The 26,420-nt window shown below is 58.3% G+C and carries 25 protein-coding genes and 2 pseudogenes; 8 read left to right on the top strand and 19 right to left on the bottom strand.

Features of this window, described 5'->3' with window-relative positions:
- The 14 genes from GJ700_RS02410 to GJ700_RS02345 all read right to left on the bottom strand — a co-directional run bounded on the left by GJ700_RS02410 (position 1) and on the right by GJ700_RS02345 (position 12,375).
- A complete protein-coding gene (locus tag GJ700_RS02410) occupies positions 1 to 792 on the bottom strand; it encodes a type-F conjugative transfer system secretin TraK (protein ID WP_154371037.1) in 792 nt (263 codons plus the stop codon).
- Positions 740 to 1,348, bottom strand: coding sequence for a type IV conjugative transfer system protein TraE (gene traE, locus GJ700_RS02405; protein WP_371867789.1), 609 nt, complete (start codon positions 1,346 to 1,348; stop codon positions 740 to 742). Before traE ends, GJ700_RS02410 begins: the two co-directional genes overlap by 53 nt.
- Positions 1,349 to 1,363: 15 nt before the next feature.
- Complete coding sequence (traL, locus tag GJ700_RS02400; protein ID WP_154371036.1) at positions 1,364 to 1,669, bottom strand: type IV conjugative transfer system protein TraL; 306 nt, start codon at positions 1,667 to 1,669, stop codon at positions 1,364 to 1,366.
- Between the two features lie 33 nt (positions 1,670 to 1,702).
- Positions 1,703 to 2,056 (bottom strand): hypothetical protein, encoded by a 354-nt coding sequence (locus GJ700_RS02395; RefSeq protein WP_229506740.1) that lies wholly within the window; start codon positions 2,054 to 2,056, stop codon positions 1,703 to 1,705.
- 631 nt (positions 2,057 to 2,687) lie between these two features.
- A complete protein-coding gene (locus GJ700_RS36235; protein ID WP_371867797.1) occupies positions 2,688 to 3,209 on the bottom strand; it encodes a lytic transglycosylase domain-containing protein in 522 nt (173 codons plus the stop codon).
- Positions 3,210 to 3,225: 16 nt separating this feature from the next.
- Positions 3,226 to 3,750 carry a hypothetical protein gene (locus GJ700_RS02385; protein WP_154371034.1) on the bottom strand — a complete coding sequence of 175 codons (525 nt, stop codon included), beginning with the start codon at positions 3,748 to 3,750 and terminating at the stop codon, positions 3,226 to 3,228.
- 105 nt (positions 3,751 to 3,855) lie between these two features.
- Positions 3,856 to 4,470 carry an IncC plasmid conjugative DNA transfer DtrJ family protein gene (locus tag GJ700_RS02380; protein WP_154371033.1) on the bottom strand — a complete coding sequence of 205 codons (615 nt, stop codon included), beginning with the start codon at positions 4,468 to 4,470 and terminating at the stop codon, positions 3,856 to 3,858.
- On the bottom strand, positions 4,470 to 6,359 hold the full coding sequence (traD, locus tag GJ700_RS02375) for a conjugative transfer system coupling protein TraD (protein ID WP_154371032.1): 1,890 nt from the start codon (positions 6,357 to 6,359) through the stop codon (positions 4,470 to 4,472). Before traD ends, GJ700_RS02380 begins: the two co-directional genes overlap by 1 nt.
- Positions 6,360 to 6,361: 2 nt before the next feature.
- Positions 6,362 to 8,131 carry a MobH family relaxase gene (mobH, locus tag GJ700_RS02370; RefSeq protein WP_154371031.1) on the bottom strand — a complete coding sequence of 590 codons (1,770 nt, stop codon included), beginning with the start codon at positions 8,129 to 8,131 and terminating at the stop codon, positions 6,362 to 6,364.
- Positions 8,132 to 8,259: 128 nt separating this feature from the next.
- A complete protein-coding gene (locus tag GJ700_RS02365) occupies positions 8,260 to 8,829 on the bottom strand; it encodes a FlhC family transcriptional regulator (RefSeq protein ID WP_195763751.1) in 570 nt (189 codons plus the stop codon).
- 11 nt (positions 8,830 to 8,840) lie between these two features.
- Positions 8,841 to 9,284 (bottom strand): hypothetical protein, encoded by a 444-nt coding sequence (locus tag GJ700_RS02360; protein WP_154371029.1) that lies wholly within the window; start codon positions 9,282 to 9,284, stop codon positions 8,841 to 8,843.
- A 190-nt stretch (positions 9,285 to 9,474) separates the two neighbouring features.
- Positions 9,475 to 10,542, bottom strand: coding sequence for a DUF932 domain-containing protein (locus tag GJ700_RS02355; RefSeq protein ID WP_154371028.1), 1,068 nt, complete (start codon positions 10,540 to 10,542; stop codon positions 9,475 to 9,477).
- Between the two features lie 133 nt (positions 10,543 to 10,675).
- Positions 10,676 to 11,695: a DUF7146 domain-containing protein gene (locus tag GJ700_RS02350; protein WP_154371027.1), complete on the bottom strand. Its 1,020-nt coding sequence runs from the start codon at positions 11,693 to 11,695 to the stop codon at positions 10,676 to 10,678.
- Positions 11,696 to 11,826: 131 nt separating this feature from the next.
- Positions 11,827 to 12,375 (bottom strand): hypothetical protein, encoded by a 549-nt coding sequence (locus GJ700_RS02345; RefSeq protein ID WP_154371026.1) that lies wholly within the window; start codon positions 12,373 to 12,375, stop codon positions 11,827 to 11,829.
- Positions 12,376 to 12,936: 561 nt separating this feature from the next.
- Between GJ700_RS02345 and GJ700_RS02340 the strand changes: the two genes are divergently transcribed.
- The 5 genes from GJ700_RS02340 (at position 12,937) to GJ700_RS34910 (ending at position 16,981) form a co-directional block, all read left to right on the top strand.
- Complete coding sequence (locus GJ700_RS02340) at positions 12,937 to 13,773, top strand: DUF1845 domain-containing protein (RefSeq protein ID WP_154371025.1); 837 nt, start codon at positions 12,937 to 12,939, stop codon at positions 13,771 to 13,773.
- Positions 13,774 to 14,463: 690 nt separating this feature from the next.
- Positions 14,464 to 15,582 (top strand): hypothetical protein, encoded by a 1,119-nt coding sequence (locus GJ700_RS02330; protein ID WP_154371023.1) that lies wholly within the window; start codon positions 14,464 to 14,466, stop codon positions 15,580 to 15,582.
- A 303-nt stretch (positions 15,583 to 15,885) separates the two neighbouring features.
- Positions 15,886 to 16,089 (top strand): helix-turn-helix transcriptional regulator, encoded by a 204-nt coding sequence (locus tag GJ700_RS02325; protein ID WP_154371022.1) that lies wholly within the window; start codon positions 15,886 to 15,888, stop codon positions 16,087 to 16,089.
- A gap of 119 nt (positions 16,090 to 16,208) precedes the next feature.
- Positions 16,209 to 16,508, top strand: coding sequence for a hypothetical protein (locus GJ700_RS02320; protein ID WP_154371021.1), 300 nt, complete (start codon positions 16,209 to 16,211; stop codon positions 16,506 to 16,508).
- Between the two features lie 68 nt (positions 16,509 to 16,576).
- Positions 16,577 to 16,981 carry a hypothetical protein gene (locus GJ700_RS34910; protein WP_195763750.1) on the top strand — a complete coding sequence of 135 codons (405 nt, stop codon included), beginning with the start codon at positions 16,577 to 16,579 and terminating at the stop codon, positions 16,979 to 16,981.
- Positions 16,982 to 17,076: 95 nt separating this feature from the next.
- Here the strand turns inward: GJ700_RS34910 and GJ700_RS02310 are convergent, their stop codons facing one another.
- Together GJ700_RS02310 and GJ700_RS34905 are read right to left on the bottom strand one after the other, a co-directional pair.
- Positions 17,077 to 17,253, bottom strand: coding sequence for a hypothetical protein (locus GJ700_RS02310; RefSeq protein ID WP_154371020.1), 177 nt, complete (start codon positions 17,251 to 17,253; stop codon positions 17,077 to 17,079).
- An 82-nt stretch (positions 17,254 to 17,335) separates the two neighbouring features.
- Positions 17,336 to 17,896 carry an MDR family NADP-dependent oxidoreductase gene (locus GJ700_RS34905; RefSeq protein ID WP_229506762.1) on the bottom strand — a complete coding sequence of 187 codons (561 nt, stop codon included), beginning with the start codon at positions 17,894 to 17,896 and terminating at the stop codon, positions 17,336 to 17,338.
- Positions 17,897 to 17,904: 8 nt separating this feature from the next.
- Between GJ700_RS34905 and GJ700_RS02305 the strand changes: the two are divergent.
- Positions 17,905 to 18,042 (top strand): annotated as a pseudogene (locus GJ700_RS02305) (4-hydroxybenzoate 3-monooxygenase); the annotation flags it as partial.
- A 288-nt stretch (positions 18,043 to 18,330) separates the two neighbouring features.
- Here GJ700_RS02305 and GJ700_RS02300 read toward each other — a convergent pair.
- Positions 18,331 to 19,521, bottom strand: coding sequence for a tyrosine-type recombinase/integrase (locus tag GJ700_RS02300; RefSeq protein WP_154371019.1), 1,191 nt, complete (start codon positions 19,519 to 19,521; stop codon positions 18,331 to 18,333).
- A gap of 427 nt (positions 19,522 to 19,948) precedes the next feature.
- Between GJ700_RS02300 and GJ700_RS02295 the strand changes: the two are divergent.
- Positions 19,949 to 20,924 (top strand): annotated as a pseudogene (locus tag GJ700_RS02295) (formate dehydrogenase accessory sulfurtransferase FdhD).
- Here GJ700_RS02295 and GJ700_RS02290 read toward each other — a convergent pair.
- On the bottom strand, positions 20,822 to 23,125 hold the full coding sequence (locus GJ700_RS02290) for an FdhF/YdeP family oxidoreductase (protein WP_154371018.1): 2,304 nt from the start codon (positions 23,123 to 23,125) through the stop codon (positions 20,822 to 20,824). The pseudogene GJ700_RS02295 and the gene GJ700_RS02290 sit on opposite strands and share 103 nt — an antisense overlap.
- Positions 23,126 to 23,275: 150 nt before the next feature.
- On the opposite strand from GJ700_RS02290, the gene GJ700_RS02285 reads away from it, so the two are divergent.
- A complete protein-coding gene (locus GJ700_RS02285; protein WP_371867788.1) occupies positions 23,276 to 25,381 on the top strand; it encodes a DUF6351 family protein in 2,106 nt (701 codons plus the stop codon).
- Between the two features lies 1 nt (position 25,382).
- On the opposite strand, the gene GJ700_RS02280 is transcribed toward GJ700_RS02285, so the two are convergent.
- Entirely contained in the window at positions 25,383 to 26,414 is a 1,032-nt protein-coding gene (locus tag GJ700_RS02280; RefSeq protein ID WP_154371016.1) for a hypothetical protein, read from the bottom strand.
- Between the last annotated feature and the right edge of the window lie 6 nt (positions 26,415 to 26,420).

Below are 26,420 nucleotides of genomic sequence, written 5' to 3'. Positions count from 1 at the left end.
TTATTCTCCCCGTCGAATGACGTACACTTGGGTAGTTGCACCTGGCTGCAGGTTCATGTTTTCGATGGCAACGGCTAATACCTCTGCGTTTGCACGGTCGAATTCCTGTTCCGCCACTGTTAAGACCTGGTCGCTGGTATTGGTCAACGTGTACCGTTCCCCGGTCAGGCCATCACGTTCGTAACGGCGTGTTTGAACCAGGCTGGCTTCGCGCCAGAGTTGTAATGGGATATAGACCTCTTCGACCCGTATATCGTCTGGCGTCCGTTCTGTCGCCATAGCCGCCAGCATGTTCTTCAGTGCGCGGATGTGGCTTGTAGACGTTCCCTTATTTCCGGACGTTCTGCTGGATGAAAGCCTGGCCTGCGGGTCCACCAATGTGATCGTCTCGGCAGGGATATCCGCAGTGCGCAAAATGAGCGTGTAGGTGCCTGCATCCGAAGACACAAATATGTTGAGCGGCTTTTTTACTGTGCCCACTGGCCTGATATAGACATCGCCGCGAATGGTGTCGCATGAAAGTACAAATTCACCGGCCGGATTGACTGGAGATGCCGGCGCAGGAACGTCGGCCGCCTTCTTGTCGCAATTGGCGCTGGAGTAGACGTTACCCACCACGTTCAAAATTTTCGCGCCTTCAATGCGTATGCGCGTGGTTTCTCTTTGCGCAATGATGGCTTCAACCGTGAGGCCGTCGCGCACCTCTTTTCGCTGCGGTTGCGCGGCCGGCGCCGGCAGGCTAACGTACAGCAGCAGCGTCGCCAGCTGCAATGGCAAGAGAGGCATGTCCATTATTTGGAACCTCCAAGAACTGCTTAAGGTGCATCCTTCCGCCCTTCACATGGAACTCGGCCAGATAGGACTTCTGTTCAGTCGATGTATCCATCCCGTTGATCTGGGTGCGAAGACGTCCAACCATGACGATAGATTGCTTGGTTTCGTCTGGGGTTAATTGCTGCAGCAAGAAGTAAGTGCTGCCATTGAGCCGTTTGAGGCGCTCCGCTTCCACTTCCTGCTTGATCTTCATGGCGCCAGCATTTTCGGGACCAACGTAGGTCAGCAGCGTGTCTGTTTTCCATTTGATGGTCGATGGCGTTACATCGAGTATGAGCCACGCCATGTATCCACCCATCTGTTCAAGGTATTCGTTGCTTGCCTTGTCCGAGGTAACCCAAAACGACTTCGTTATCGATGGAGGGACAACCACGGTACGGACACTCCCAATCGTTTGATTGAGTGTGGAAAGGGTTAGCAGCAAAGTTGCGATCAGACCGCCGATCGCAAATCCCTGCCGCCTGTTGCGTGACCGGAGGTCTTTCAGATCGGCCTTATAGCGCGCCTCGTCCACGATGCAGCCTCTTTACTAGCCAATCATGCGTCTGCAGTGCGATGGCGGGGTCGAGGCCAGCGCGGTGAGTGGTGTGCATGGCAACCACCAGTACATCCAGTGCAGTACATATGCTTCATGCTTGTCGGCTTTAACTTTACTCAGCTTGCGACTGATAGTGATGCCGATGGCGACGCAGATGCAGAACGCAGTGCGGGTCCCAGCCAGCCATCCGACGAATATCGCGAAGAGCACCGGCATGGCGACATCCATGTCCCAAAAACCGATTTTCCATTGATCGTCCAGCCGTCGCGGAATGTAGGTGTCCGTTGCGATGTTCATTGCGGCTCCGCCTGATTTTCATCCGAGTCGAGGTCAGATGACAGCGCCCATAATTGCGCCACCGATGACGAGCCCCACAGCGCCGAAAATCATAACGCCGATATACATCAGGACCGGGCTGAAGCTGCGTAGGACAGTCAATGCAATCATCGCGACAACAAATGTCACGACGCCGACGATGGCTTTAACGCCGGGCGTCACTGCCGCGAGTTGTGTCAGTGCCGACACCAGCGGGCCGGTAATGCCTGCAAAGGTCACCAGGTCAATTGCGCGGCTTGGAAATGCAGCAGCAAAGAGCAGTACTGTTGTCACTGCGATTGTGATCCCCATCCGGCCGGCTTTACTGCTGGCACGCCGCTGCATGGCGCCAATGTACGAAATGTTCATGATGTATTTCCACTCCATTGAAAGAATTGCTGGTGCTTGGATTGATGTCGCTGTGAAGTCCGATGGCTATTTCCGGCGGCGCCATGCGTTGATGTCGTATGGCTAGATAGCACTGGTTTTCCGGCTCGAACTTCGCAATTAATGGTCGCGCACTCGCGTCAGCTGAAACACCCGAAAGAGTGTGCTAATCGCGCCTATTTAGGCGCCAAGTCGGATGGGCCGCAGTTAGTACCCGCGCTGCGGACTGTATGCCGAGACTTGCGGTGTTTTTTTGCGATGAAGGCAGCGCGCTGGACGGTGTCGCTAGGCTGCGAAAACATCGAGACATCCAGTTCCGGGTTGGGAACCGTCGACGAGTGCGGCGCTGGTGTGGTGGAGGAATTATCAGGCATGCTCTGTGGAGCAAGCGACTTTACAGTGATTTTGGGACAGGCAGGCGGGGGACAAAGTGCGAAATAGGCCGAACCGCCGAATCCGAGTTGAACGATGTGTAAGCTGTTAATCCGCACGCTGTCCTTGCTACTGCTCGCAGTAGTCACGCGCTGGTTGGCGGCGTTTGTCACGCACGCGGTGACGAAAGAAGCAGCAAGTACCCCGGTCGCAATCCGTGCTAGTTGACATGTCAGTTTGCTCATGGCTGCAGCGTGACGACGGTCGGTGGGGGAAGAGGCTCTCCGTGCCTGAGGACGAACTTCCGGTGTTTATGCACTATTGAATTTGCGCTGGCCCCTTCGAATTTGGCGCGCTGCATATTGCGATAGACCTTCCATGCGTATGCTGACCGTGTCACCTGGCATTCGCGGGGTGCGAGCTTTGTACAGGACGCGTTGTAAGCGCCCACAGCTTCCCACGTAGGCCCATAGCGCGCAAATTTTTCAGCAAGGATGCGGGCACCGATACGAATGTTGGTGCATGAATCGAAAAGGTCGGATTCATGGATGCCCAGGCGCTTAAGAACGGACTTTGCACTATTGATGCCCATTAGGCCGATGTCCCGCGTGCCGGTAATGTGAAAGTGGGAATCATTGACAGCGCTCTTTCGCATTGAGGACTCGGTCCAGGCTATGGCTTGCAGCAATGCGGCGCTGCCGCCATAGGATGCCGCGGCCTCACTCCAGCACGCGCTAGCGTGTCGAGTTAAGAATGCGAGCATGCTGGCAAGCGCTATTTTATGGAAGGTCATGGCGCTGGACGGAGTTGCAGTTAATCGTGAGTGCTCGGGTTGCCGTATTGCTCCGTGCTTGACTAAAAATCTTTTGCGACGCGTCTTGTTCCTGCATCGCAAGGTGAATACATGCGGTCGTAAAGTGATCCAGTTGAAAATTCGGATGCGGATGGCGGTTTCGTTCAGACCGCTGAAGCCGTTGCAGCAATTCATACTGGTCATGCCAGAAGCTCACATGGCGCCGGGACTTCCCGGGGGCACGCAAGATAAGATGCGCGTGCAGGAATTCGAAAATCCGCTGCTCCGCATTTGCGCTTGCAAGCGTCACGGAGATGCATGCGCTAATCAGGTCTGGAAAGCGAAACCGCGGTGACGAATTGTTTGAATCGCCGTACACCTGCGCCAGTTGTTCAAACTCGGTCAACCAAATGCGTGCGTCGACAGTGGTGTGCTGCATGCCGTCGGCGTGTTCGGCGGCTGGGGATCGGTCGGGTGCAGTTGCGCGCGGCTCAAGATGTAAGGTATCCATGTGCTTGCGTGTCCGTTGCATGGCTATGGTGGCATCATATTGCGAGCCATTGCACCAGGCACCCCGCATTAGTGCGCCTTCGCGCACGATTTCAATGCCAGCCCTTCAAATGGCGCGATGATAGTTTGCAGCGGCGACATTACCAAGCAAGCCTGCCAGAGTCAGCAGGCCTGGCAGTAGTGGCGGAGCAAGCGGAAATGGTGCGATCAGCGCCAGTGTAATGACGCAAAGCGTGACGATTACGCCGCCAATGGTCAATGTAAATAGCTCAGGATGGTGTTTTCTGAACTCCACGGATTTCACGGCGCGCCGGCAAATTCCGTCGAAAAACGCGGCGCAGTTGAAGGCGGCGATTGCCGGTAAGAGGTTTGCGAGAAGTGCAAGGCGAAATGCTGCGAGCGTTGTTGCTGTAGCGACCGAGCGAAAATAGCTATTGTGCATAAAGCGATCAGTCACTTGTCCCAGATGGGACTGTACGGCAGTGTCGATTGGTGACGGAAGATGCGATGGTGGCGATGGCAATGCCGCACGTGAAGTGCTGTTCTGGAATGCCAGGGCCTGCTCCAACGCATGCACCGCATATTTCTTGCCCCAATAGGTGGAGTTGCTCTTGTATTCAACGCGGACTAATTCGCGAAATGCTTCCGCTGGGCGGTAAGCTGGAATCCAGAGGGCCAGCACCAGCAGAAGAATCAGGGAAGTGGCGGCAATAATTCGCATTATGCTGCCTTCCTTGCGATGTTGGCCGGTGGCTCCAGCAAGGTGAGGCGGCCTTTCAGCAACCGGCCTGATATCGATGCGAAATACTGGATGTTGGGCAATTTCCCAAGCATGGCCGCAGGTACGGTTTCTTCGAACGTTTCGGTGATTTGCGCCGAGTCGGCAGAAGTGAAGTCGCCCAGGTGGCCATCGGTTGCGGTGGTTCGGCCGACACGCGTTGTGTGGATACCCGTACGTCCAAACGTTTCTACGATAAAGTCTTGCGTGGGCCTGTCTTTGGTACGGAAGGCAATCAGGTTGTTGAGGTTCCCCAGGGCCATGCGCGCTGCATTTTCGCTCCCCAGGCGCTGCGCCAAATCCGCCAGTGTCTGCATCGCCACGGTCGTGTAAACGCCGCCCTCTGCGCCCTTGTTAAGAATTTCGATGAGGGGAATGTTTATGACATTGGAAACTTCGTCCACATACAATGCGATGCGGCGATGGCTGTTCAGGTTGTAGCGCATGCCAGAGCGTGCTGCATAGTCGGCCAGCGCCAGCGCACCGATGGCTGTTGCGACGGATGGATCCGGCAAGGAATCCAGGCACATCAGTAGAACGTGTCCGGCGCGTTCTACCTTTTCAAAATTCATGATGGGACGATCATCATCGGGATCAAACGGGTCTGGCGAGAGTGTTTTTCCCAGGTCGCCGGAAGTCAGCATCGACAGGATTGGAAGGAGGTTGGCGGTGATCTTCTGGTAATGCTCCCGGTTGTGCCTGAATGTCCGTACCTGCGAATCAATGACTTTTTCTCTTTGCATGGACGGTATGTATTTTTCGTAGAATTCGACCATGGCTAGCAATTCCGCACCAGCGGCGGGCGTCGGCGACTTGATTAGCCCCTTTGCTGCTCGGTCAAGCAGGCGTTGCATCTCCGGCGATTGCCGCCATGCCGCACCGAAGGTACGTGCGTAGTAGCGGTGCAGCGTTGCTTCAAGCACTGGCTCAATTCCTCCTTCGATATATCGGGTCAGCTTGACCAGGTTGGGCCGTTCTTCCAGTGTCACTAAGCCTTGCACGACCACGTTGATCGCGTCCCAGCCGAAAGCAGAGAAGGCGCCCGCGGTATCGGGTGGCATGATCGATTGGATTCGAGACGCAATTTCGGTTGGCTTCTGCCAGTTGAATGTGAAATCGAGGCGCACGCCGGTCTCAGGGAAGGCAGGATGGAACCATAGGAATGTTCCGGGCCGCCGATAATCGCGGCAAGCTTGTTCGACGATGAGCTTAAGCCGTTTCGAGTTCTTCGGATCGATGATGATGACCACGTCACCGCGCTTTATCGACTGAGTGATGAGTGACCCGAAGGCGACCCCTTTGCCGGTCTGAGTGCTGCCGACTACGAGCGTGCCCCCCTCAAAGTTTTGGAGAGGCCGGTAAAGTGGCGTTTCGTCCGGCTCCACGCCATGGATGAATGGCATGCCTATCTCAGCATCCGGCTGCGGGTCGATTACGTAGCCCAGCGCCCGGGCCAGCCACGGGGATACGGTGTATTCCCGGTAATCGACTTTGACCAGTTCATATAGCCGTTGGGAATGTTGCGGCTTCCATTCGAAACCGTAGCCGAGAAAGACATAGTCGGGGTCTTTGATCAATTTTGCAAACTGGCGTGTCGTCATTCTCCCCATCGCTTTTCCCGACAAGGCAACGCGCCTGTCCACGAAGTGAATGGTTTGCCGGAATCGGAAGATGGTCATGCTGGCGCTCGTGCTTGCAATCGCTGCGCCAAGTTGTATTGGAACTGGGTCTGGGGTTAGGGCCATCGATGAAACGGCGACCAGCGCCCATCCACATCCGGCGTAGAACTCATATGCTGTCCGCCATGGGGCTTCAAAACGGCGTGCCAGCATGGCTAAGCTCCCAAATCTTCGGAGCTAGCCAGTCCGGCCGCATTGAAGCCGGCGATAAATGATGGCGCAACGATGAATCCGCGTTCCACTGCGCCATCGCATTCATATTCATGCAAGTTGCCACCTGCGGGCGCTGCAATGAGCATGCCGACATCTGCAAGGCTGCGGGCTGCCTTTTGCGTGTCGATCCCTCGTGCCGTAAAGCATGAGGCAGGAATAAACAATCCTGATGGTACAATACGGCACGCTAAATACGCCCCGCGGTTCAACGATTCGATGATGTCCCGGAGCGCGGCCGTCACCTGCACGTTCAGGCGGAGGCAATCAACCAGCCCGTACTTCGTGGCTGGCGCCGCAGATGCGTGATCTGGTGATATCGGTGGCTTGGTGCTGCCGGAAACCTTTTCTGGGTGCCTATGGGAGTCATGACCGGTGCTGGCCGATGTTTCTACTGTGGGTGCCAGTAGCGATAACTGGTATGGCGGGGGAGGGTGGCATGCGTGGTATTGCGGCGGAGGCGGCATATCCGGTGACTCCATGGGCGGCGTGGCTTGCCCAGCGCCTCCGGGTTCAGGGCCAAGGTTAGCCGAAAGCGCCACGATGCCGTGCGGCTCGGGAGGCATCAGTGTGGCGGGATTTGAAAATTTCAGGGCCTGCACATTCGCGCTGGTCCCGGGCGGCCTGATTATCCAGATCAGGTTTCGATTTCGGTCTGCCACGATGACGCCGTCTGCCGCCAGGGCATTTGCTATTTGTTCCGGTGATTTTGGCATGCCTGCCAGTTGTTCCGTGTCGAGCTGCCGGATGATGTCTGCCGCAGCATTGGGCCATATGAGGAAAAGTCCGTCTTGTGCCAGCCATACCCTGGACTTTTCAATGTTCGGTGTCCAACTGCTGGCGCTGGCGACCAGGCGGCGCATTGTGTCGACCAGGTATTGGCCCAGGTGGGTACCCGGCTTGGCACCGCCAGTGCGCTTCGCACATTCACGCAGGTCTTTGTCAACAACCAAGGCCACGGCACGGCGCACCAGTTGATCCAGGACATTCGGTCCGTCAAAGGTAACAGTGCCGCAGATTGATGCAACCATTTGCGGGATGACGGCCTGATTGTCTTTTGCCAGATGCTGCAAGATGGACGTCGGTACGACATGTGGCAATGCATAGATGCTGAGTTGCCGGCAGACTGGTGGATTCGGATGCCATTCCAAATAGACATACTTTGCCTCTTGCTCCGCAAGCCATGGTCCCAACGCACAAAGAAAAGCCGGCCAAGTGGTGCTGTTGCTGTCCCTGACGGTGTAGATGGCCAACGCTCGATGCAGCTCGGCGCACATTCCGGCAATGAAGGCGGCGTGCCTCCACCTGGACTCGAGGTGCTGGCGGGAGGTGATGGTTGCACAACCGCCAAAAATTTGCGTGTCGGCTGCCTGTAGCGCGTAGAATCCGGTTTCCAAACCCAACCGGAATAAGCCGCCATCTTCAGCGAAGTAGTTATCGGCACTTGCCGGCAGCGCGCCCACATAGTCAGCGTAGCGTGCAATGAGCGTCAACAGGTCGTGATTGAACGCGCTTTCTTCGCACCCATAACAAAGCTGGATTTTTTCGACCAATTGCCGGTTGTCTTCCAGCAGGTCGCCTGTCGTTTGCACAGGACGGGGCATCGCTCCGGTCGCGCCGGACTGAGACTTATCCAGCGATGGCTCTTGGCGCGTTCCGGTATGTGCTGGCACTTCATCTGGATTTTTCCAGGATAACCATGACAGGATAGACATAACCGCAGCTGCAACGGAATTGGCGACAGACTCAGTGTGCAGCGCCAGGCTGACTCCATCAATCCGAAATGCGCAGTAAGAAAGCGGTATTTCGACGGCAGGCTCGTTTCCGAAAGCGAAATGGAAATTCAGTCCGGTGGGGTACCGTCGACCTGGAATACATTCTGTAAACGCTTTTCCCTCTCATAGCGGCTCACGAGATTGCAGAAGATGCACCCGATACGGCCGGTGGTTTGGTCGCCAAGTGCTGCGACGTACAAAGAATTGCACGCCGGGCAGGGATACAGGGCAAAGCTGGGCTGCTTGTGTGCCCACCATCCTTTAAGGTGACATGCCAGGTCAAAAGCCCTGTCAAATGAAATGCGAGGGGACTGAGCACAGAGGCCTGTGTATATGCGGTAGGCGCCGACCATGGTTTCGGCGGGATCGAAGCCTGCTTTGAAAATTTTTTCGAAGACCGAAGCGAACACACTGGCTTCAGCACGCACGATGATATTGGCTCTGCGGTGTAGCCAGTCGGTGGCATCCGGGGCGCGGCCACGGCGGCGCCGGAATTCACCCGCATAGAATAATTCATTGAGATCAGCATGCGACATCCCGGTGATGAATGATATCGTTCTAACCCGGGCGCCAAACTCGACGCATTGCTTCGCCAGAATCAGTGCACGTATGTGGCGTTCGACATATCCGATAGACATGGCCATTCCTGTTACGGTGCGGACCAGATCGCGTGCTTGTCCCGCGGCAGCTGCCGGCCTTGCGGATTGTCATTGATGCTGACCGCTGACAGCGTGACAGTCAAGGCAGGCGGCGAATCCAGCAGCCTCAGGAAATTGTCCCTTAGCGTGAACAGGCATTCATTTTTCATAGAGGCCACGAGACGTTCAATCGTCTCCAGTGACATGGTTTTGAGCTTGCTTAACTGTTCGCCTGAAAGATGGAACTGATAGGCGGTCGACAGCGGATCACGCTGCAGGCTGGCCCATATCGCGATCAGCATTTGGTAATTGATGTATTGAACGTCAGACGAACGTAAATGCGTGTCCATGGTCGAACTCCGAATTTGCCTTTGTAAGGCGTGGTCGCGGCTGCCTATTTGGTCAATGCCATTTACGGCGTTGACAGCATTGACGCCGGTCAGAACTGGCTTCAACTCTCCTGCGTAGCCGTGCAGGATTCTTGCGGTTTTAGCCTAAGTCAGAGATATATGTCCGTCAATGGTTGTGGTTAGAACATGTGCGAATAGATTGATTTATTTGTAATCAGGCGGGCTGAAACAGGGAACTGAAAGATGCATAAACTTCAGCATGCTTTCAGTCCCCTCTGCATGGCACCATATGGTGTCAGGCGGCTTCAGCGATTTCGTTCCATTCGCTAGTCGACATTTCTAACATTTTGCCACCGACCGCTTCGAGTTCGGTGGCCCGGTCATAGTCCGCAATCTGCTGGGAAAATCCAGTAACGGCGTTGACCAATCCGTAGCCACTCAGGTCGCTGCCATTGATCAGGCTACGCAGAATGCCGGAGCGCTCACGTTCGTTGAATGCAAACCGATGGGCAACGACATTGACTGCCTTGACGGGGTCAGCTGCCAAATTGATGCCCAGGGTTCGCTGCAGCTTTTGCGCTGCCAGCTGGAACGTCACTTCCGAGACAGCGGATTCGACCATGTCGCGCACCTTGAGCAACAGCGCTTGATCTTCGGCCATGAGCGTGTCGTCCTTGTAGACTATGCCTATTCCATCGTCTGTGCTGAGCTGGCGCCCCAGGTGTTTTTTCCGGAGGCCCGCGTCAGCGCAAATAAGGCCGTTTTTGCATACCAGCCGGTAGATCAATGGTTCCACCGATAAATGACCCCAGCCAACTTCCGAATTGCTGACAGTGACGCCGGCATACACCACGTCGCCTGGTGCAACTTCAAAGCTGACGCGCGGCGTAATCGCCTTTAAATACATGCGGGTTTCGGTGAGCTCGATGGACGCGAATTCGGCCTCCGGAAGATCCATGAGTACAGGTAGGATGAATTCGGCAAGCTCAAAATGATCGATGAGCCGATAGTTTTCGGACAAGAATGCCCGGACGCGGCCATCGAGAATTCGGATGAGCCTGTTTTTGGTGTCTGGCACGTGCAGCCATGTATTGATGTTTCTGTCCAGCAGGGCTGGTTGTTCATCGCGCATCCGCTCGAAGTAAGCCCAGGGAATTTTCAGCTTGTCGGAAATCTGGCGTTGAGCGATCTCACTGATTCGATAGGACTGCAATTCGTCGGGCGCATCGATAGTGAGGGCGCAGACACCTGCGGAATCTGTTTCGCAAGACATCAGGCTCGACGAGACCATCAGGTCCAGTTTTGAGTCGTGCTGGCGCTGCAGTTCCGCGGCCAGGCTGGGCAGGGTACGTCCTGTTTTCATCTTCAAATCTCCTGTTGATTGAAGTGCCGGAAAATTTAACCGGCACAAGGCATCGGTGGTCGGGTGACCATCGGTTGTGTGGCCAGGTGATGGCCATGCTGCAGTGGGGTTGGGTTTATCTGGGCGGGTGCGGTCACGCAGCCAGGGCGATGCGCTTCAAGCTGGCGAGCCAGACGCTTGCCCAGTCCGTGCCAGCTTTTTTCGGAATGAATACTTCTACACGTATAGGGGTGTTATTCACACGCCTCCGGACCATTTGTTGGGCCAGAATGTAAGCACTCGCTTGTCCGGAAAAGTCACCGTCGGCATCGTTATCGCCATAGATGCGCAGTCTTTCCACAGACTGCGGAATCCAGAGCACGCGCATGTTGCCGGCATTGAGTGCGCTCCACACGGGGTGGCCACCGGTGCGCTTGAATACCGCCAGGCCGTTTTCCAGGCCTTCACTGATATCGAGCTCCGTCGATGGTTCGCCGAGGCGAATTGCTGCGCCGTCGATTCCGCTGCTTAACAGTTTTTTCGCGTCGTGTAATGGCGCCTTCCATCCATTACTGAGGTAAGTGCGATGCAGCGTAATCATTTCACCTTCCGGACCCTGGACACTGGCTAGCAGTGCGGGATAGTCGCGGACTCTGAGCGGTTTTCCGTTGCCACCGTCCACGTAGTAACCCAGTGAAGGATGAAACCGCAAGGTGGCCGGGTATTCGGAAAGTTCGAGGCCGCGCCGCGCCAGATAGCGTGTGCATTCGTCGCCGTGGCGAAGCGGTTCTGCCTCTGCCCAAATCTTGCGAGCCAGCGCGCGCATCTTGTCATGCCCGGGAAGGCGCTGCGCGGTATCGACTGGTGGTCCATTGACATAGCCGATGGCACCCTCAATGCGGCGGAGCGCTTCACCGGCGCGTAGTTGCTGGACGCCGCAAAGCAGTTTGAATCCACCACCAGGGCCGCATTTGCGGCAGTGGTAATTGCCTTCACCGAATTTGTCGGTGTATTGGAAGCGGTCTATTCCGCCGCATCCGTTGACCGGGCAGGGCTGGTTTCGGCGATTGAGTATCGTTTTGTCGATACCCAACGCGAGCAGGAGCGATGTCCATCGCCCGTGAGCGCGAACCAGCATTTCCTCATATCTGGCTTCATACTCGATACGGTTCATGTTTACCTCCATTTGTCTGGCCGCCGTTTGCCGCGTACAGACAGGCACACAGGCCGTGCCCGCGTGCGGTGATAGGAAGCATCAGGTGAAATAACGATCTGGATGGATGATGAGCAGGTGGCGGTTTGGGGTCAAAATAAGCTGTTCTGAACACCATGCCGCTTGATTTGCTCATTTAACCATTGCGCATTCTTTGCCAGTCTGGACGCGATCCATTCAGGGTTTGCAATGACGGCTTCACGCACCCATGACGGGTAGAGTGCAAGCGTCTGTGCAAGCCAGCGGCGCAGGTTGGCGCGTATCCAGGCACGGATTTCGTCGGGGTCGACACGCCCTACGTAGGCAGTAGGAGAGAGTGGACTGCGACTGACGACTTCGGTGCAGCTTACGAATGAAAAGGGCATCCGATCGCGCGCCGGATCCGTAAAAATCCAGCGCAGCATTTCGAACTTCTCGTCAAGCGGGACACGCGGTTCCGCAAGGATCCGGATACTTTCCAGCAAGCGCCAGTGCAGACGCACGACGGCCTCTTCAGACCATTCCTGATAGAGATCAGATTCAGAAGTCCGGTCTGCCGACACCACAGGAAAGCCATGAGCGGTGAGTTGATGCAGAGGGGCGAGCCAACCGATACCGGAAGGGGCAGCGTGTCCCGCTCGAAGGCACGATGTATTCATCATATGCGCTCCATGTTGATGGAGACGAACGAACCCCTGGCAGGGATGCGTGTCCCCTGAGGGTTGATGGATCATGGCCGAAACGGCCTTGGGAAGAATTGACTGGCTTGACTGCAATGGCGGAGCCAATTGGACGGGATGCCAGCTACCGTCACAAAAACACTTTCAAGGTTCGAGCAAAAAGCCTGTTCCTCAAAAACATTCTCGCGTGCTGGGATAGGGAGGGACGATGGCCGAGCGCTTGGCCGGCGTGACGCTAATGAGGGCTTGCCGTACCTGGCAGGGCTAGCTGCTGCTTGACTTCACGATAGGCGATAGCGTTGACATCCGCAACTTGGACGCTCCGAAAAGTACAGGAAATGCAGGTCATTCCGGGAGCCCGAGGCATACTTGGCGCCCATTCGTGATGCCGATGTATGAGCTGAATCAATATGGCCTGGAAAGTATGTTTCTGGTCCGGTGCGATGTCGAAATCAGCGCCGATTCGCGACCATTTCGGGTGGAAGCGCTGGCAGCAATGTGCGAATACTGAGGGCAGTCGCAGTTCGACTTCAGGAGGGCATCATGGACGACCGCTCGATTACCAAAGATGACCATGGCGAGATGAATGCCCGCCTGATCGCACGCGAAGCGAAGGCGGATTTCAGAAGGGTCGAGTCCGCCAGTCGAAAATTGCCTGTATTACTCTACAGCCCTGAAGGCAAGCGCTTGTATATCCGCTTTTTCAATACAACCCAACTCAATACCCACTTTATTTCCGTGATTGCGCCATTGTCGCTACCGGCTGAAGACATCGGCAAAGCCGAAGAAAAGTTATACGAGCTGGTGGCCAGCCACACGGAAAAGCTCAATTCAGCAATTGCAGAGGCCGACGAAATCTGCCGCCGGAACGGCATCGCATCGCTTGCCACATACGACGTCGAGGTGCTCAGCCTCGAGGCGAAGGTGATTTCGAAGCTGGGGCGCCGCTATCTCGAATTGATCGAGAAGGTGGATCAGTTAATGCCGATGTTGGAGACGCTGGTCATTGACGAAGTCATGGCCAAGCACGACATGAACTTGAGAAAGACGCGAGCAAAACGAGGCGTACGCGAAATATCGAGCACCGCCCGGGCAGTTCGTGCAGGCTTGCAGAAGCGCATACGGGCGGCCAGTCCGACGCCGACTCTTGCACCATCGGAAGCGCCCGATGAAGCAGCCATGCTGCCGCTCCAACCTGACACTTTGGTGGATGAGTTGTTCGCAGGCGCCAGTATGCCGACGCGGGAGGCAGACAATGACGTCGGAACGACCGTAGTTGCGGCGCAGATGAATACTGTTGAAATGGAAGTGCGCCCAGATCCAAATGATGGGGCTGGTGGCGGGGAGGATCCATGCACCAATCATGCAGATATACCTTAAACCGCATCACAGAAATACTCACGCATACCGAAGGCGGTCTGCGTAAGCGTATCAATGAAAATCGGGAACTGACGCTGCTGCTGCAGCGGGAAGCACCGACGTTCATTAAACAATTTCCATGGGTACTGCGGTGGCTGGATTCACAGGATAGTTTTTTTATTGCGGTGGAAAGTGTAGCGCCGCTAGGTGCTGACCCGAGCGACGAAAGGAGAAACGCCCCCCGAGGGCAATAGCGCATTGGACGGTGCTTTTCGGGGCAGTGGATTTGACATCGTCACGTGCCAATCCTAGATTGGACATACAGTAGCTAGCCCTGTAGCTCAGGCAAGCCTTCGGACCAGCCGCGAACGCGGCAGAGTAAGACCTCAATATCAATTTCCGGCACCGTTTGCGGCGCATTTCCCGGCAGCGTTCTGTTGAGCGCAGTTCCAGGAAAGCACGCTTTTCACGGTAGCTGGCATCCGACCTTCATGCCTCGGCATGAGCCAAACCAGCATTCGATAGACCTTTCAGCGGTCAGGCGACAGGATTCTCCTGCTGCGCCGGGATATGTCGCACAGCTTCATGCCGACGTGTTCTCACTAACCGCCGTACTTACGTCCCCTTCAGCACCTGCGTCATGCAGGACACATCAACCCAAGCGGGTCGTTCCCTGTTGGGGACCGCCTGCGTATTTCGGAGGTAGCACTAATGGATAGCAAGACTTACTTGGACACGGACGAGGTGTTCCTTTCAACCTGCGTGTTTGCTGCATTCTTTGTGAATGGCATGCAGGCCACAGAGTACGAGTGTACTTTGTCGATGTATGGACGCGGCCATAAGGACCTGGTCGAAGAGGTGGCGCAACACGCGCTATACCTGGCAAAGATCGAGCATGCCATTACTGAAAATCTGGATATACAGCTTCACCGCTCCGGCGGTTTCGAACACCAGGTTTGCCGCCAGTTCGGCGAGTGGTTTGCCGCGCATATCCGGGCAACACGCGCTATCCCGGATCTGAGAACTTGCCGCAACTATCTAGCCAATGTCGTCGTCGCATATTTCTCTCCCAATGCCGATCTGCGTCGCGCATGGGACGTCATGCACGCAATCAGGAACGCCGACCGTAACGTGCTGTTTGAATCGCGTTACACGGCACAGTGCGTGAACTGGGAATGGCTAGTTGCGGGCTTTGGCCACGACAGTTGTGGGCAGCGAGTCGACCATCCTGTTCATACGCGCGCACACTGGTCCGCCGAAGTGCAGCAACTTGGCACGGGCCAGAATTACTGGACCTGGGTCGACTGCAAACTCGGGATGGAGATCTTGATACACCGGTATCGGCTGCTTGCCGAAAAGCCCAACATCTTCCTGCAGCTTCTGAGTGCGACCGCATTCGAATACAACGGCACCCGGCTAAGCAAACTTGTATTGCTGCGGAAAATCATAGCACAGGAATTTCTAGCGCAACTGGAGCGAGGTACGCGAGTTTCGGCTGGGCTGTTGTCCTGCCGGCCCGAAATGCTCGCTGCATTTTCTACGCTGGGCGCAACGTTCGATCCACAGCTATGGTATGGGATCGAGGTAGTGGAGTTCTTGTCCGAACATGAGCGATGGGTTGATCCTGATTCCGAAGTATGCTGGGCAGAGCTGGCTGATGTCCACGGACAGAAAGGGCTATCGCTGACGTTGCAGGCGCTTTGGGACGCGCACTGGCGGGATGGTGCATGGATACTGCGTACTGGCCACCGGCTTGTGCTGGCGCGTGGTGCCGCGTGGCAGGAGGAAGTGCCGGCTATGGCGACTGACCCTGAGACATGTACAGCCTGATACCAAAGCAACTCGCTGATTGCTGTTTCCAGATTTGCGAGCAGTGCCCCTGGCCTATCCTGGGGCATGTCTACAGTTCGTCAAGCATAGCCTTGCAACGACGGCACTGCGGTATAGCTTCACTGCTGGAGCATCCAGCTCCGTACTTATGGTGCATTCCGGTGAAGTCCAATCGCCAGTTTAGTCAGTCACAAGTGACAGCAATTCGATTGCGCATGTGGCCGCAATGCCGCGGCTGCTGGCTCGGGGCTGATTGACTCCAGCGCCGATAAGACTTGTTTCAATTTACTTAAGGAGGTCGCAATGCAGGAACAGCCATTGACATCGAGCTTACACATCATGCGTTTGCCTGAGGTTGCCGCTGCCTGTGGCATATCACGGGCTGCAATCTACAAAGCGATCCGGAAGGGGGAGTTTCCCAGGCAGGTCAAGCTTTCCGGTCGTTCCTCAGGTTGGGTTCGGGCAGAGATTGACGCCTGGGTGAAGGAAAGGATGGCTGCGCGGTGATGGCATGTAAACCGCCAGAATTACCAATTGGCGGCAGTCGCAGTACCAACAGCCAAAAGGAAGAACTGCGTCGGGCCAGACGCACAATAGCCGGTCGAGAGCCGGCGTAAGGATCTAATATGGGACGAATTCACTATTTATCAGTTTACGGCGCGAACCGCATCGAAGCAGCTGATACTGTTCCCGACTACAGCGCTTGCGAGGATTTTTTGCAAGGCGGCCGGGAGTTCGTATGGGTAATGTATGAGGGTAAGCGCACGTGCATGCTCGTCAACGAGAACGGTATTGCACTTAGCCTGCCAATCAATCGCGCCGCTACCGAAATCTACCGTGCCTGGCCGCGTAAGAAGCAAATGGACGTAAAAGACTTACATATCCATGGCAATGCGATGGTATTGGAAGATATCGCCATCGAGTGACGGAACGAGAAACAGCATCCCGGCCAGTGCTTAGTCGCTGGCCGGGACAAGACTTAAGGAGTTGAAAAATGATGATAGCTACGACACAGGTAACAGCCACACACCCTGACGACATCGCTGTCGACTTGTACGCCGCTGCGATGAAGGAGAAAATGGCTATTGGCCGTGCCAAGGGCCGCGGTGGCTGGAGCAACTCAATGCAGTTCCCCGTCGAAGATCTACAGTTGCTGCTGGCTGACCATGTGCAGAAGGGGAACCCGGTAGATGTAGGTGTTCTTTCCATGATGGTTTGGCACCGCGGCGGCACCACGAATGCACCAGGCTGCCTCTGGACGCAACACGCTGATGAAAGCGGCGCATGGGCTAGTGCATGTGGTGAATCATGGTCATTCGCCGATGGCGGCCCCAAGGAAAACCATGTCGGCTATTGCCATCATTGCGGACGGCAAGTAGTGGCGGAGCAGCCAGATTAATTTCGTGGGTCAATCGTTCTGATTCGGATCGTTGGCCTAATTTGGCGAAGACAGGAACCGATAACAAAAATGCCCGCTGCTGGACTCGCCAAAAATCATGCCCCGACCATCTCACACTGCAGAACTGCCGCCTTTTTTACCGGCCGCCCAGTCACGTATCCATCCTGCGGCGTCGCCGCACGGATCACTGGAGCTGCTTCGCGCGACTGCCAGAAACGCAGGGCAATACCGATGGTAGCGAGCACGGCTGGAAGGTAGGCGAGGATCGACATGGGAAACTCCTGAATGCGTGATTGATGCAATGCATCATATGATCCCACGCTTTCCAAGGCCAATGACGATTTCCAATATCCTTTATAGGCCAGTCGTATAGCCCGGTGCGCCGGGTGACCGCTCATCGTCCACCTGGCACAGCTGCTTGCCGATATTGCGTCCGGTTACCAGCGAATTGATCGCCTCGTGGATGTGGCTCAGTCCCTGTGTGACGGTGGCGTGGTGCCGCAGGCGGCCTTCGGCATACCATCGGCTGGCGTCGCGGATGAATTCTGCATGGCGCTGCATATGGTCCATGGCGAGGAAGCCGCGCACTGTGGCGCGTTTCAGCACCAGCCCCATCAGGTTGGGGCCGGGCGCTTCGCCCTCGCCGGAATACTGCGCCACCTGCCCGCACAGCGCGACGCGGGCGAAATCGTTCAAGTCGGCGAAGGCTGCCTTTTGCACCTCTCCGCCCACATTTTCGTAGTACACGTCCACGCCCTGCGGGCAGGCGTCGCGCAGCGCCGCCTGCAAGTTGCCGGCCTTGTAGTCGATGCAGACATCAAAGCCCAGTTCGTCGCGGACAAAGCGGCACTTGTCGGGGCCGCCGGCGATACCGACCACGCGTGCGCCGGCGATTTTCGCGAATTGGCCCGCCAGCGCACCGGTGGATGGCTCGCCTGATGCACACGTTCGCCGATGCCACGCCGTTCGAGCGCCAGATGCAGCGCGCGGAGCTGGAAAACATTGTGGCGTCTCACCAGTTGGCGACAGCGCTCGCAGAAAACTACGTCGGCGTATTGTGATGTCACGGCGATGGTGCCCAGCCTTAAATGGTGTAGTCCATGGCGGCGCGAGTCTTATGCTGGCATTTCCTTAGCTTATTGCACCAGCTACACAGTGCCGGAGTACGCATATAAAGAATGTCGCCAATTCTCAACAACTAGTTACGCTCCCTTGCGCCAACGGACATATTCACGGTCTCGGCTTCATACCTGAATTTGCCTTTGAAGCTCCCCACAAATCCGTTTTTTCATAGACTGCCCGGCTCGATAGCAGGGCCGATGTTTTTTGGCACGCAGCCATGGCCGAAATTACAGCTCAGTGCAGAATCGCGCCCATGCTTCCATGAGCTCGCGCCGCTTCTCGTATAGATCACTGCGAAAGTAGGCTGCCTCAGTTGCATCTTTAAGCGCATGTGCTAGCGCAGCTTCGCACACTTCTGCCGGGAACGATGTCTGTTCGGCAGCCCAGTCCCTGAATGTTGAACGAAATCCGTGCATGGTCCAATCCATCCAAAGTTTCCTGAGCTGCATGGTGTACGCCATGTCACTGTACGGTTTACCGCTGGGGGATGGGAACACCAGGCCATAGAGGTGAATGCGGCTTTCTGCACGCGCTTTTATTATCTCCAATGCGCGCGGCGCAAGCGGGACGCGATGTTCGCGTCGCGCCTTCATGCGCTCGGCAGGTATTGTCCATCGGCCCTTTGCCAGGTCAAATTCTTCCCACCTGGCGAAGCGTACCATCCCCACTCGGGATGCTGTCAGAATTGAAAATTCCATCGCGTGCTTAATACAAACGGCAGCGCCACACTCATGGATGGCGCGGATGACGGAGGCGACTTGCTCATAAGGACACGCGGCAAAATGGTGAGGCTTTCGCAGGTCCGGCCGATGCGGCAGAGCTCGTGCGAGCTGATCCCATAAATGCGGGTCTTGGCGTGTCCTGAAGTCGCGTGCCGCTGCCCAGTCAAGGATAGCTTTGATACGTTGCCGTACCCGGGAGGCTGTTTCGTGGAACGTAACCCAGATCGGTTCCAGGACGGCGAGTATTTCAGCTTTGCCGATCTGGTTGACGTCTTTATCGCCGATAATGGGGAACGCGAATCTGCTGAGGGAGTCGATCCATTGCTTGGTATGTTTAGGATTGCGCCATGCGGAACTATGGGTTCGGTGATACTCGACGGCACATTCGCGGAATGTACGCGTATTTTGAATTGCCGTGACGGCGGCTTCGCGCAGACTGTCCCGCTGTGTGATCGGATCGATTCCGTCGCGTACTAGTTGGCGGCACTTTGACGCTTCGTCTCGTGCTTGTGCCAGCGGCTTTTCTGCAATGGACCCGAGGCCCATTTCGCGTGCACGACCGCGAAGAGTGAAGCGGAAAATCCATGACTTGGTCCCGGTTGGGGACACCTGCAGGTATAGTCCGCCGCCGTCGCTGTAATATCCGGGGCTTTTCTTGGCATTGACACCAAGAACCGTTAATGCCTGCCTGCCCATTTCCGTCCGCGCTCCTACCTACAAATACCACCTACCCACAAACGAAGGTGAGCTTCCAGTATATTCTTGGATTCGCCGGGAGACGTTTGCCGTACAATCAATCGCCGATTTATACTGCAACTGGTACATTGGGAGTCGTACGGAGCGTTCTGTGGACGTATGGCAACTAACTGCTGGCGCAACGCGCCAGCGCTGCGCGCCGAGGGCGCGCACAGCATGCGTCATCTATCGAGGTTAATGCTCCGGACGGACGGAAGCAGTGGGATTCGAAGACAGAGCCCCCAACGGGCGCGAGGCCATTCGAATCGACCGCTTCCATTCGGGCAGCCCACATTGTCCCCACTGTACTCCCCCATACTCCGCCCCACTGTACCTGCCGCACCAACGCGTTTGCCGCCACACTGCGCAAAACACTTTGGAGCATGGCATGGATTGCGACCTGAACGATGAGCGGTATGGCGCCCGGCAACGGACGGCGCTCCGGTTTGACCAGGAAGGGAATCAAGCCGGCCACGGCGCGCTGGATATGGTCGCCGAGGAAATGCCGGTGGCGCTGGTCTTCAACGGGATCTCCCACGCGGTGATGATGGCCACGCCCGCCGACCTGGCCGCGTTTGGCGCCGGCTTTGCCCTGACCGAGGGTATCGTGGCCACGGTGGACGACATTTACGATATCGAACCACGGTGGCACGCCATGGGCGCGGAAGTGCGCATGACCATTTCGCAGCAGGCATTCCATGCATTGAAGGGGAGGCGCCGTTCACTGGCGGGGCGCACTGGCTGCGGCCTGTGCGGAATCGAAAGCCTGGCCTTGCTCGATTTGCATAGTCGGCCAGCGCCAGCGCACCGATGGCTGTTGCGACGGATGGATCCGGCTGCAGCCCGAACGCGTCTTGCCGCCACCCCGCTTCGACATGGCGGCGGCGGTGGCGCGGGCGGTCCGGGAGTTGCCGGGATTCCAGCGGCTGATGCACCAGACCGGCGGCGTGCACGCGGCGGCGTGGTGCGCATTCGATGGCGCCGTGCGCACCGTGCGCGAAGACGTGGGGCGGCACAATGCGCTCGACAAGCTGATTGGGCACCTCGCGCTGGAAGTCGGCGTAAATGCCCTGCGGGACGGATTTGTATTGATGTCGAGCCGCGCCAGCTATGAACTGGTGCGCAAGGCCGCGCGCATGGGCATCCCCATGCTGGCGGCGATATCCGCACCCAGCACGCTGGCGATCGACCTGGCCCAACAGGCCGGCATGGCCCTGCTGGGCTTTTGCCGCCAGGGCGGCTGTGTTCAATATGCGGCCGGTCAGGCGGAGGCCCGCAGCAGCACCGGGATCGATTTCGACGTCGGCGTGCCCGCGCCCAGCGCCACGCTGTCCAGCGGCACCAGCGGATTGGTTTCGGGATAATAAGCCGCCAGGCAGCCGCGGGGGATGTCGTAAGGGACTAGCCGGAAGCGGTCCGCCCGGCGCGGCACGCCATCTTCCCACGCGGTCTCGAGGTCGACCCAGTCGCCATCCTGGAAGCCCAGCATGGCGATATCGGCCGCGTTGGCGAATACCACGCGGCGCGTGCCGAACACGCCCCGATAGCGGTCGTCCATGCCATAGATGGTGGTGTTGTACTGGTCGTGCGATCGGGTGGTCATCAGGGTCATCAGCTTGTCGCCGTGCAGCGCGCGGGCCCGATGCAGCGGCGTATCCAGATCGAGCGGATTGACGATGAATTGCGCGCGGCCGCTGGCGGTGTTCCAGCGGCGGTCACGCGACGCCACCCCGAGGTGAAAGCCGCCCGGTTTGGCCACCCGTTCGTTGTAATCGTAAAAGGCGTCGAACACTTGCGCGATGGCGTCGCGGATGCGGCTGTAGTCGGCCGCGTACCAGCGCCAGTCCACCGGGAATTTGCCCAGCGTGGCTTCCGCCATGCGCGCCACGATTGCGGTTTCCGACAGCAGGTCGGGCGATGCCGGCTGGTTGCCGCCATAAGACAGGTGCACCATGCTCATCGAATCCTCCACCGTCACACCCTGCGCCACGCCATCCTGCAGGTCGATTTCCGTGCGGCCCAGCACGGGCAGGATCAGCGCGTCGTGGCCGTGCACCAGGTGGCTGCGATTGAGCTTGGTGGCCATGTGCACAGTCAGGTCGCAGCGCCGCAACGCCTCGAAGGTGCGCGGGGTATCGGGCGCCGCCACGGCGAAGTTGCCGCCGAGTCCCACGAAGACCTTGACGTCGCCGGCCAGCATGGCTTCAATGGTCGCCACCACGTCATGGCCATGATGGCGCGGCGGGGTAAATTGAAAGACCTGGCCCAGCCTGTCGAGAAACGCGCCGCCGGGCTTTTCTTCGATCCCTACCGTGCGGTTACCCTGGACGTTCGAATGGCCGCGCACCGGGCACAGGCCGGCGCCGCGGCGGCCGATCTGGCCGCGCATCATCATCAGGTTTGACAGCATCGTCACCGCCTGCACGGAATTGCGGTGCTGCGTCAGTCCCATGCCCCAGGTAGCGATGATATTGGCGCCTTTGACAAACACCTGCGCCAGCGCTTCGATCCGGTCGCGCGCAACACCGGACTCCGCGATCAGCAATTCCCATGGCTCGGCGCGCAGGTCGGCCGTGAAAGCGTCGAACCCCGTCGTGTGTTCGGCGATGAACGCCACGTCCAGGATGCGGGGCCTCCCGGCAGCAGCCGCCCAGTCATCGAGCTCCAGCGTGCGCTTGGCGAGCGCCTTGATCAAGGCAAAGTCACCGCTCAGGCGCGGCTGGATGAACATCGAACTGATGCGCGTGCTGGCGCCGGTCAGCATTTCGGACGCATGTTGCGGACTGGTGAAGCGTTCCAGCCCGCGTTCGCGCAGCGGATTGATGGAGACGATCACCGCGCCGCGTTTCGCGCAGTCGCGCAACTCGCCCAGCATGCGCGGGTGGTTGGTGGCCGGGTTTTGGCCAAAGATCAGGACCGTGTCGGCGTGCTCGAAGTCGTCCAGGGTCACCGTGCCTTTGCCCACGCCCACCGTCTGCGGCAAGCCTCGGCTGGTCGGCTCGTGGCACATGTTGGAACAGTCGGGAAAATTGTTGGTGCCGTAGGCGCGCACGAACAGTTGGTACAGGAAGGCCGCTTCGTTGCTGGCGCGGCCCGATGCATAAAAGGCCGCGCGGTCCGGGTTGTCCAGGCTATTCAAATGGCCGGCGATCAGTTGGAACGCAGCGTCCCAGCTGACCGGCTGGTAACGGTCGGTCTCGGCGTGATAGGCCAGCGGCGTGGTCAGGCGGCCGTGCTGTTCCAGTTCATAATCGGATTGCTGCAACAACTGCGTCACCGTATACCGGGCGAACAGGGCGGGGGTGGCGCGCTTGCTGGTGGCTTCCGCCGCCACCGCTTTCACCCCGTTTTCGCAAAATTCAAAGGTTGACGCATGCTCGCGGTCCGGCCAGGCGCAGCCGGGGCAATCGAAGCCGCCGTGCTGGTTCTGCTCCAGCAGCATGCGGAAGTCGGTTGCCTTGACGCGCTCGCGCCAAAGGTTCAGCGCGACATGCTTGAGGGCGCCCCAGCCTGCGGCGGCGTGGGGGTAAGGCGCGATATGGCCTTCGTTGAGATGGTCGTCCATGTAGCCTCCTGGTCAATATGCGCAAGTCATCAGCACAAGTCTAGAACGCGCCGCGGTTGCGCCGGGGGCACACATGGCAGGATGGAACAGGAGTACAGTTGGAGGAATACAGTTACGCTATACTGCACAGCCATCGCCCGGAGGCCTGTTGTGAAACTGTATGAACGTGTTGCCGCCGAAATCCAGGACCAGGTTGCGCGCGGCGTACTGCGGCCAGGCGAACGGATCCCGTCGGTGCGGCAAGCCAGCCAGAATCGCGGCGTGAGCATCACCACCGTGCTGAAGGCGTATACGTTGCTGGAAAGCGCGGGTGTGGTGCAAAGCCACCCCCAGTCCGGTTTCTTCGTGCGCGCGCAAGGGCGGGTCCGGATTCCGGGCGCGCCGGTTCCCCTGGACCTGTCGTCGGAAGTCGAGGTCAGTCGCCTGGTGCTGTCGACGCTGCGCGCGATCGGCAGCCAGGGCGCGGTGCCATTGGGGTCGCCATACCCTGATCCCGCCACCCGGGTGAACTACGTCTACCGCTCGACCGCTGGCGGCGCGCTCAAGCCGCTGCCCAATCCCCAGGCGCTGCCGGCCGACGTCGCCACCACCACCACCACGGCGGGGGTGGCCGTGCCGTTCGTGGTGCGGGTGGAAACCGGCACCATGAACCGGGGGATATACCAGAACGCGGTGCTGTTCGACCCGACGAAGGATGGCACGCCCACTCCGCTGGCGCCGCCCAAGGGCTGGAACAAGCGCCTGATCGCCGTGCACGGCACCGGTTGCGCGGGCGGCTGGTACGTGCAGGGCGCCGCGCTGGGCGTCAGCGTGCTGACTGGCGACAACCTGGCGCGCCTGGGCGAAGGCTACGCGGTGTTCAACAATTCGCTGAACCACCCGACCAACAGTTGCAACGCCACGCTGGCCGGTGAAACCACCATGATGGGCAAGGAACATTTTATTAAGACCTATGGCGTGCCCGATTACACGGTCAGCGTCGGCACCTCCGGCGGCGCCTATACCAGCCTGCAGGTGGCGGACGCCTTCCCCGGCCTGTTCGACGGCGTCTATGTCAACGCCACGTTCCCGGACGCGCTGTCGATTTCAGTCTCCAGCCTGGACGCCAAGCTGCTCAGCAATTACCTGTTGAAGAACAATGGTTCCGGGTTGACCGAGGCGCAAATGACGGCGGTGTCCGGCCACAAGACCGCGCGCGCCTGGTATGACCTGGCGCTGCAATCGGGCCGCACCGACCCGGTGCCGAACCGTGTCGACGCTATCCCCGCCAGTCCATTCATCGGCGGCTACAAGTCGGCGGTGTGGAGCGCCGCCGTGCCGCCCGGCCTGCGCTACGATCCGGTCAACAATCCCAAGGGCGCGCGTCCGACCGTGTTTGACATCGCCCGCAATATCTACGGTGTCGACAGCGCCACCGGCTTTGCCAAACGGCCTTATGACAACGTTGGCGTGCAATACGGCCTGGCCGCGCTGAACAAGGGGACCATCACGGTGGCGCAATTCCTCGACTTGAACCAGAAGGTGGGCGGCGTCGATATCGACGGCAATTACATCGCCGGCCGGGTGGCGGGCGACGAGGGCTCCATCCTGCGCGCCTACCAGAGCGGCCTGCAACTGGGCGCCGGCGCCGGGCTGTCGTCGATTCCGATTTTTGACACCAGCGTCTACTACGACGAAGACCATTATTACCACTACCAGTGGTTCCACTTCGCCGTGCGCGAGCGCCTGGCCGGCAGGAATGGCGGCGATACGCGCAACCACGTGATGTGGCGCGGCGGCGTGTCGTTCACGGATTTGTTCACCACGCCGGCCGCCGATAACGCGGCGGTGGGCCAGGCGTCCGCCAGCAAGAGCTGGAGCGCGTTCGTGAAATGGATGGAGGCGGTCAAGGCCGACGGCTCGGCACTGCCGCAGCGCGACAAGGTGATTGCCAGGAAGCCGGCGGAAGCGGTCGATGGCTGCTTCACCAAATCCACCACGCCGCAATTCATCGCGGAGCCCCAGACCCTGGGCACCACGGGCGGGCAGTGCAACGCGATCTGGCCATCGTATACCGCGCCGCGCATCGAGGCGGGTGGTCCGGTGGCGGCCGACATCCTGAAATGCCAGCTGAAACCGATCGCCTATAGCGACTACAAGGTGACGTTCAGCGACGCCGAGAAGAAGGCGCTGGCCGCGATCTTCCCGGCCGGGGTGTGTGACTGGAGCAAACCTGGGGTGAACCAGGTGGCGACGGTGCCGTATTCGTCGTATTGATCTACAAATCGGCGCCGCGTACATTGCGCGCGGTGCCATTCCTGCGGTCCGACTCGCCCCACGCCATCCAGCGGTCCGGCTCGCGGGTGTCGCCCACGCGGCGCCAGCGCCCTTCCTGCTGCGCCGTGATGGGGAAACCACCAACAAAATCGATCATGTGCCCCTTCGGGTCCGGCAAGAATTCCCACTGTTCGCCATTTTCCAGGGTCACCACCGCTTCCGCCGCGAAATAACTGCCCGGCACATGCCGGACGTTGCCCTCGACCCGCGTGGTGCTGCGCACTTCGCCGCTCTCGTTCATCAAGATGGCATAACCGAGGCGGTCATGTCCGACCATGAACGATCCCGCGTCGAACGTGCCATCCTTGTAGATGGTGGCGAACGACCACCAGATCACGTGCATCTGGTTGTTGACCACCAGGTCCTTTTGGAAGTGGATCGCGCCGCCCTCGGCCAGGTAGACCTGGTCCAACGCCACCACACCCTTGACCTGGCGGCCTTCCACCGTGCCGGACAGGTCGTACAGCTGCGACACGTAAAACGTGCCCCAGTCCACGCCTGGCAGATACCATTGCATGCCGCTGCCGATCAGCGGTCCCTGCAAGTCGAACAAGCCTTCTTCGCGCCAGTGCATCCGCTGGCCCGACGTGCTGATGCTCCACGGGTTGCCGGTTTCACCCTGCACGCTGCTCCAGCGCACCGACTCGCCATCGAAGGTTTGCAGCGGCATCGGCGTCAAGGCCTGCAGCGCCATTTTCGCCTTGTCGAGCCGGATGTTGGCGCCGTCAAGGCGGGTTGACTGGTACAGGAAACGGGTGGGATTGGGCGTGCCTTGCGGCGCCAGCAGCGAACGCACGAAGGAATAGATATGGCCTTCGTCGTCGCGCACCGAACCGAACGGCATGGTCTTGCTCATGGTCAGGCCAAAGTAGCCGCGCGTGGCGTTCAGCGCGGCACCGGTGACCTGGTAGGGCGCCACCAGGACCTGGTAGCCGAAGTCGGCGCGCGGCGGCAATGCTCGTGTGGTATGCATGCGCAA

This window comes from Pseudoduganella rivuli (assembly GCF_009674485.1).
Lineage (GTDB): Bacteria > Pseudomonadota > Gammaproteobacteria > Burkholderiales > Burkholderiaceae_D > Rugamonas > Rugamonas rivuli_B.
The sequence above is the reverse complement of the archived record's forward strand: the minus strand, read 5'-3'. Positions and strand labels throughout refer to the sequence as shown.

Bases quoted from the DNA above. Each gene is read 5' to 3' on its own strand.
- GJ700_RS02410 (WP_154371037.1), bottom strand. From the start codon at position 792: ATGGACATGCCTCTCTTGCCATTGCAGCTGGCGACGCTGCTGCTGTAC.
- traL (WP_154371036.1), bottom strand. From the start codon at position 1,669: ATGAACATCGCAACGGACACCTACATTCCGCGACGGCTGGACGATCAA.
- GJ700_RS02395 (WP_229506740.1), bottom strand. From the start codon at position 2,056: ATGAACATTTCGTACATTGGCGCCATGCAGCGGCGTGCCAGCAGTAAA.
- GJ700_RS36235 (WP_371867797.1), bottom strand. From the start codon at position 3,209: ATGCTCGCATTCTTAACTCGACACGCTAGCGCGTGCTGGAGTGAGGCC.
- GJ700_RS02385 (WP_154371034.1), bottom strand. From the start codon at position 3,750: ATGGATACCTTACATCTTGAGCCGCGCGCAACTGCACCCGACCGATCC.
- GJ700_RS02380 (WP_154371033.1), bottom strand. From the start codon at position 4,470: ATGCGAATTATTGCCGCCACTTCCCTGATTCTTCTGCTGGTGCTGGCC.
- traD (WP_154371032.1), bottom strand. From the start codon at position 6,359: ATGCTGGCACGCCGTTTTGAAGCCCCATGGCGGACAGCATATGAGTTC.
- mobH (WP_154371031.1), bottom strand. From the start codon at position 8,131: ATGTCTATCCTGTCATGGTTATCCTGGAAAAATCCAGATGAAGTGCCA.
- GJ700_RS02365 (WP_195763751.1), bottom strand. From the start codon at position 8,829: ATGTCTATCGGATATGTCGAACGCCACATACGTGCACTGATTCTGGCG.
- GJ700_RS02355 (WP_154371028.1), bottom strand. From the start codon at position 10,542: ATGAAAACAGGACGTACCCTGCCCAGCCTGGCCGCGGAACTGCAGCGC.
- GJ700_RS02350 (WP_154371027.1), bottom strand. From the start codon at position 11,695: ATGAACCGTATCGAGTATGAAGCCAGATATGAGGAAATGCTGGTTCGC.
- GJ700_RS02345 (WP_154371026.1), bottom strand. From the start codon at position 12,375: ATGATGAATACATCGTGCCTTCGAGCGGGACACGCTGCCCCTTCCGGT.
- GJ700_RS02340 (WP_154371025.1), top strand. From the start codon at position 12,937: ATGGACGACCGCTCGATTACCAAAGATGACCATGGCGAGATGAATGCC.
- GJ700_RS02330 (WP_154371023.1), top strand. From the start codon at position 14,464: ATGGATAGCAAGACTTACTTGGACACGGACGAGGTGTTCCTTTCAACC.
- GJ700_RS02325 (WP_154371022.1), top strand. From the start codon at position 15,886: ATGCAGGAACAGCCATTGACATCGAGCTTACACATCATGCGTTTGCCT.
- GJ700_RS02320 (WP_154371021.1), top strand. From the start codon at position 16,209: ATGGGACGAATTCACTATTTATCAGTTTACGGCGCGAACCGCATCGAA.
- GJ700_RS34910 (WP_195763750.1), top strand. From the start codon at position 16,577: ATGATGATAGCTACGACACAGGTAACAGCCACACACCCTGACGACATC.
- GJ700_RS02310 (WP_154371020.1), bottom strand. From the start codon at position 17,253: ATGTCGATCCTCGCCTACCTTCCAGCCGTGCTCGCTACCATCGGTATT.
- GJ700_RS02300 (WP_154371019.1), bottom strand. From the start codon at position 19,521: ATGGGCAGGCAGGCATTAACGGTTCTTGGTGTCAATGCCAAGAAAAGC.
- GJ700_RS02290 (WP_154371018.1), bottom strand. From the start codon at position 23,125: ATGGACGACCATCTCAACGAAGGCCATATCGCGCCTTACCCCCACGCC.
- GJ700_RS02280 (WP_154371016.1), bottom strand. From the start codon at position 26,414: ATGCATACCACACGAGCATTGCCGCCGCGCGCCGACTTCGGCTACCAG.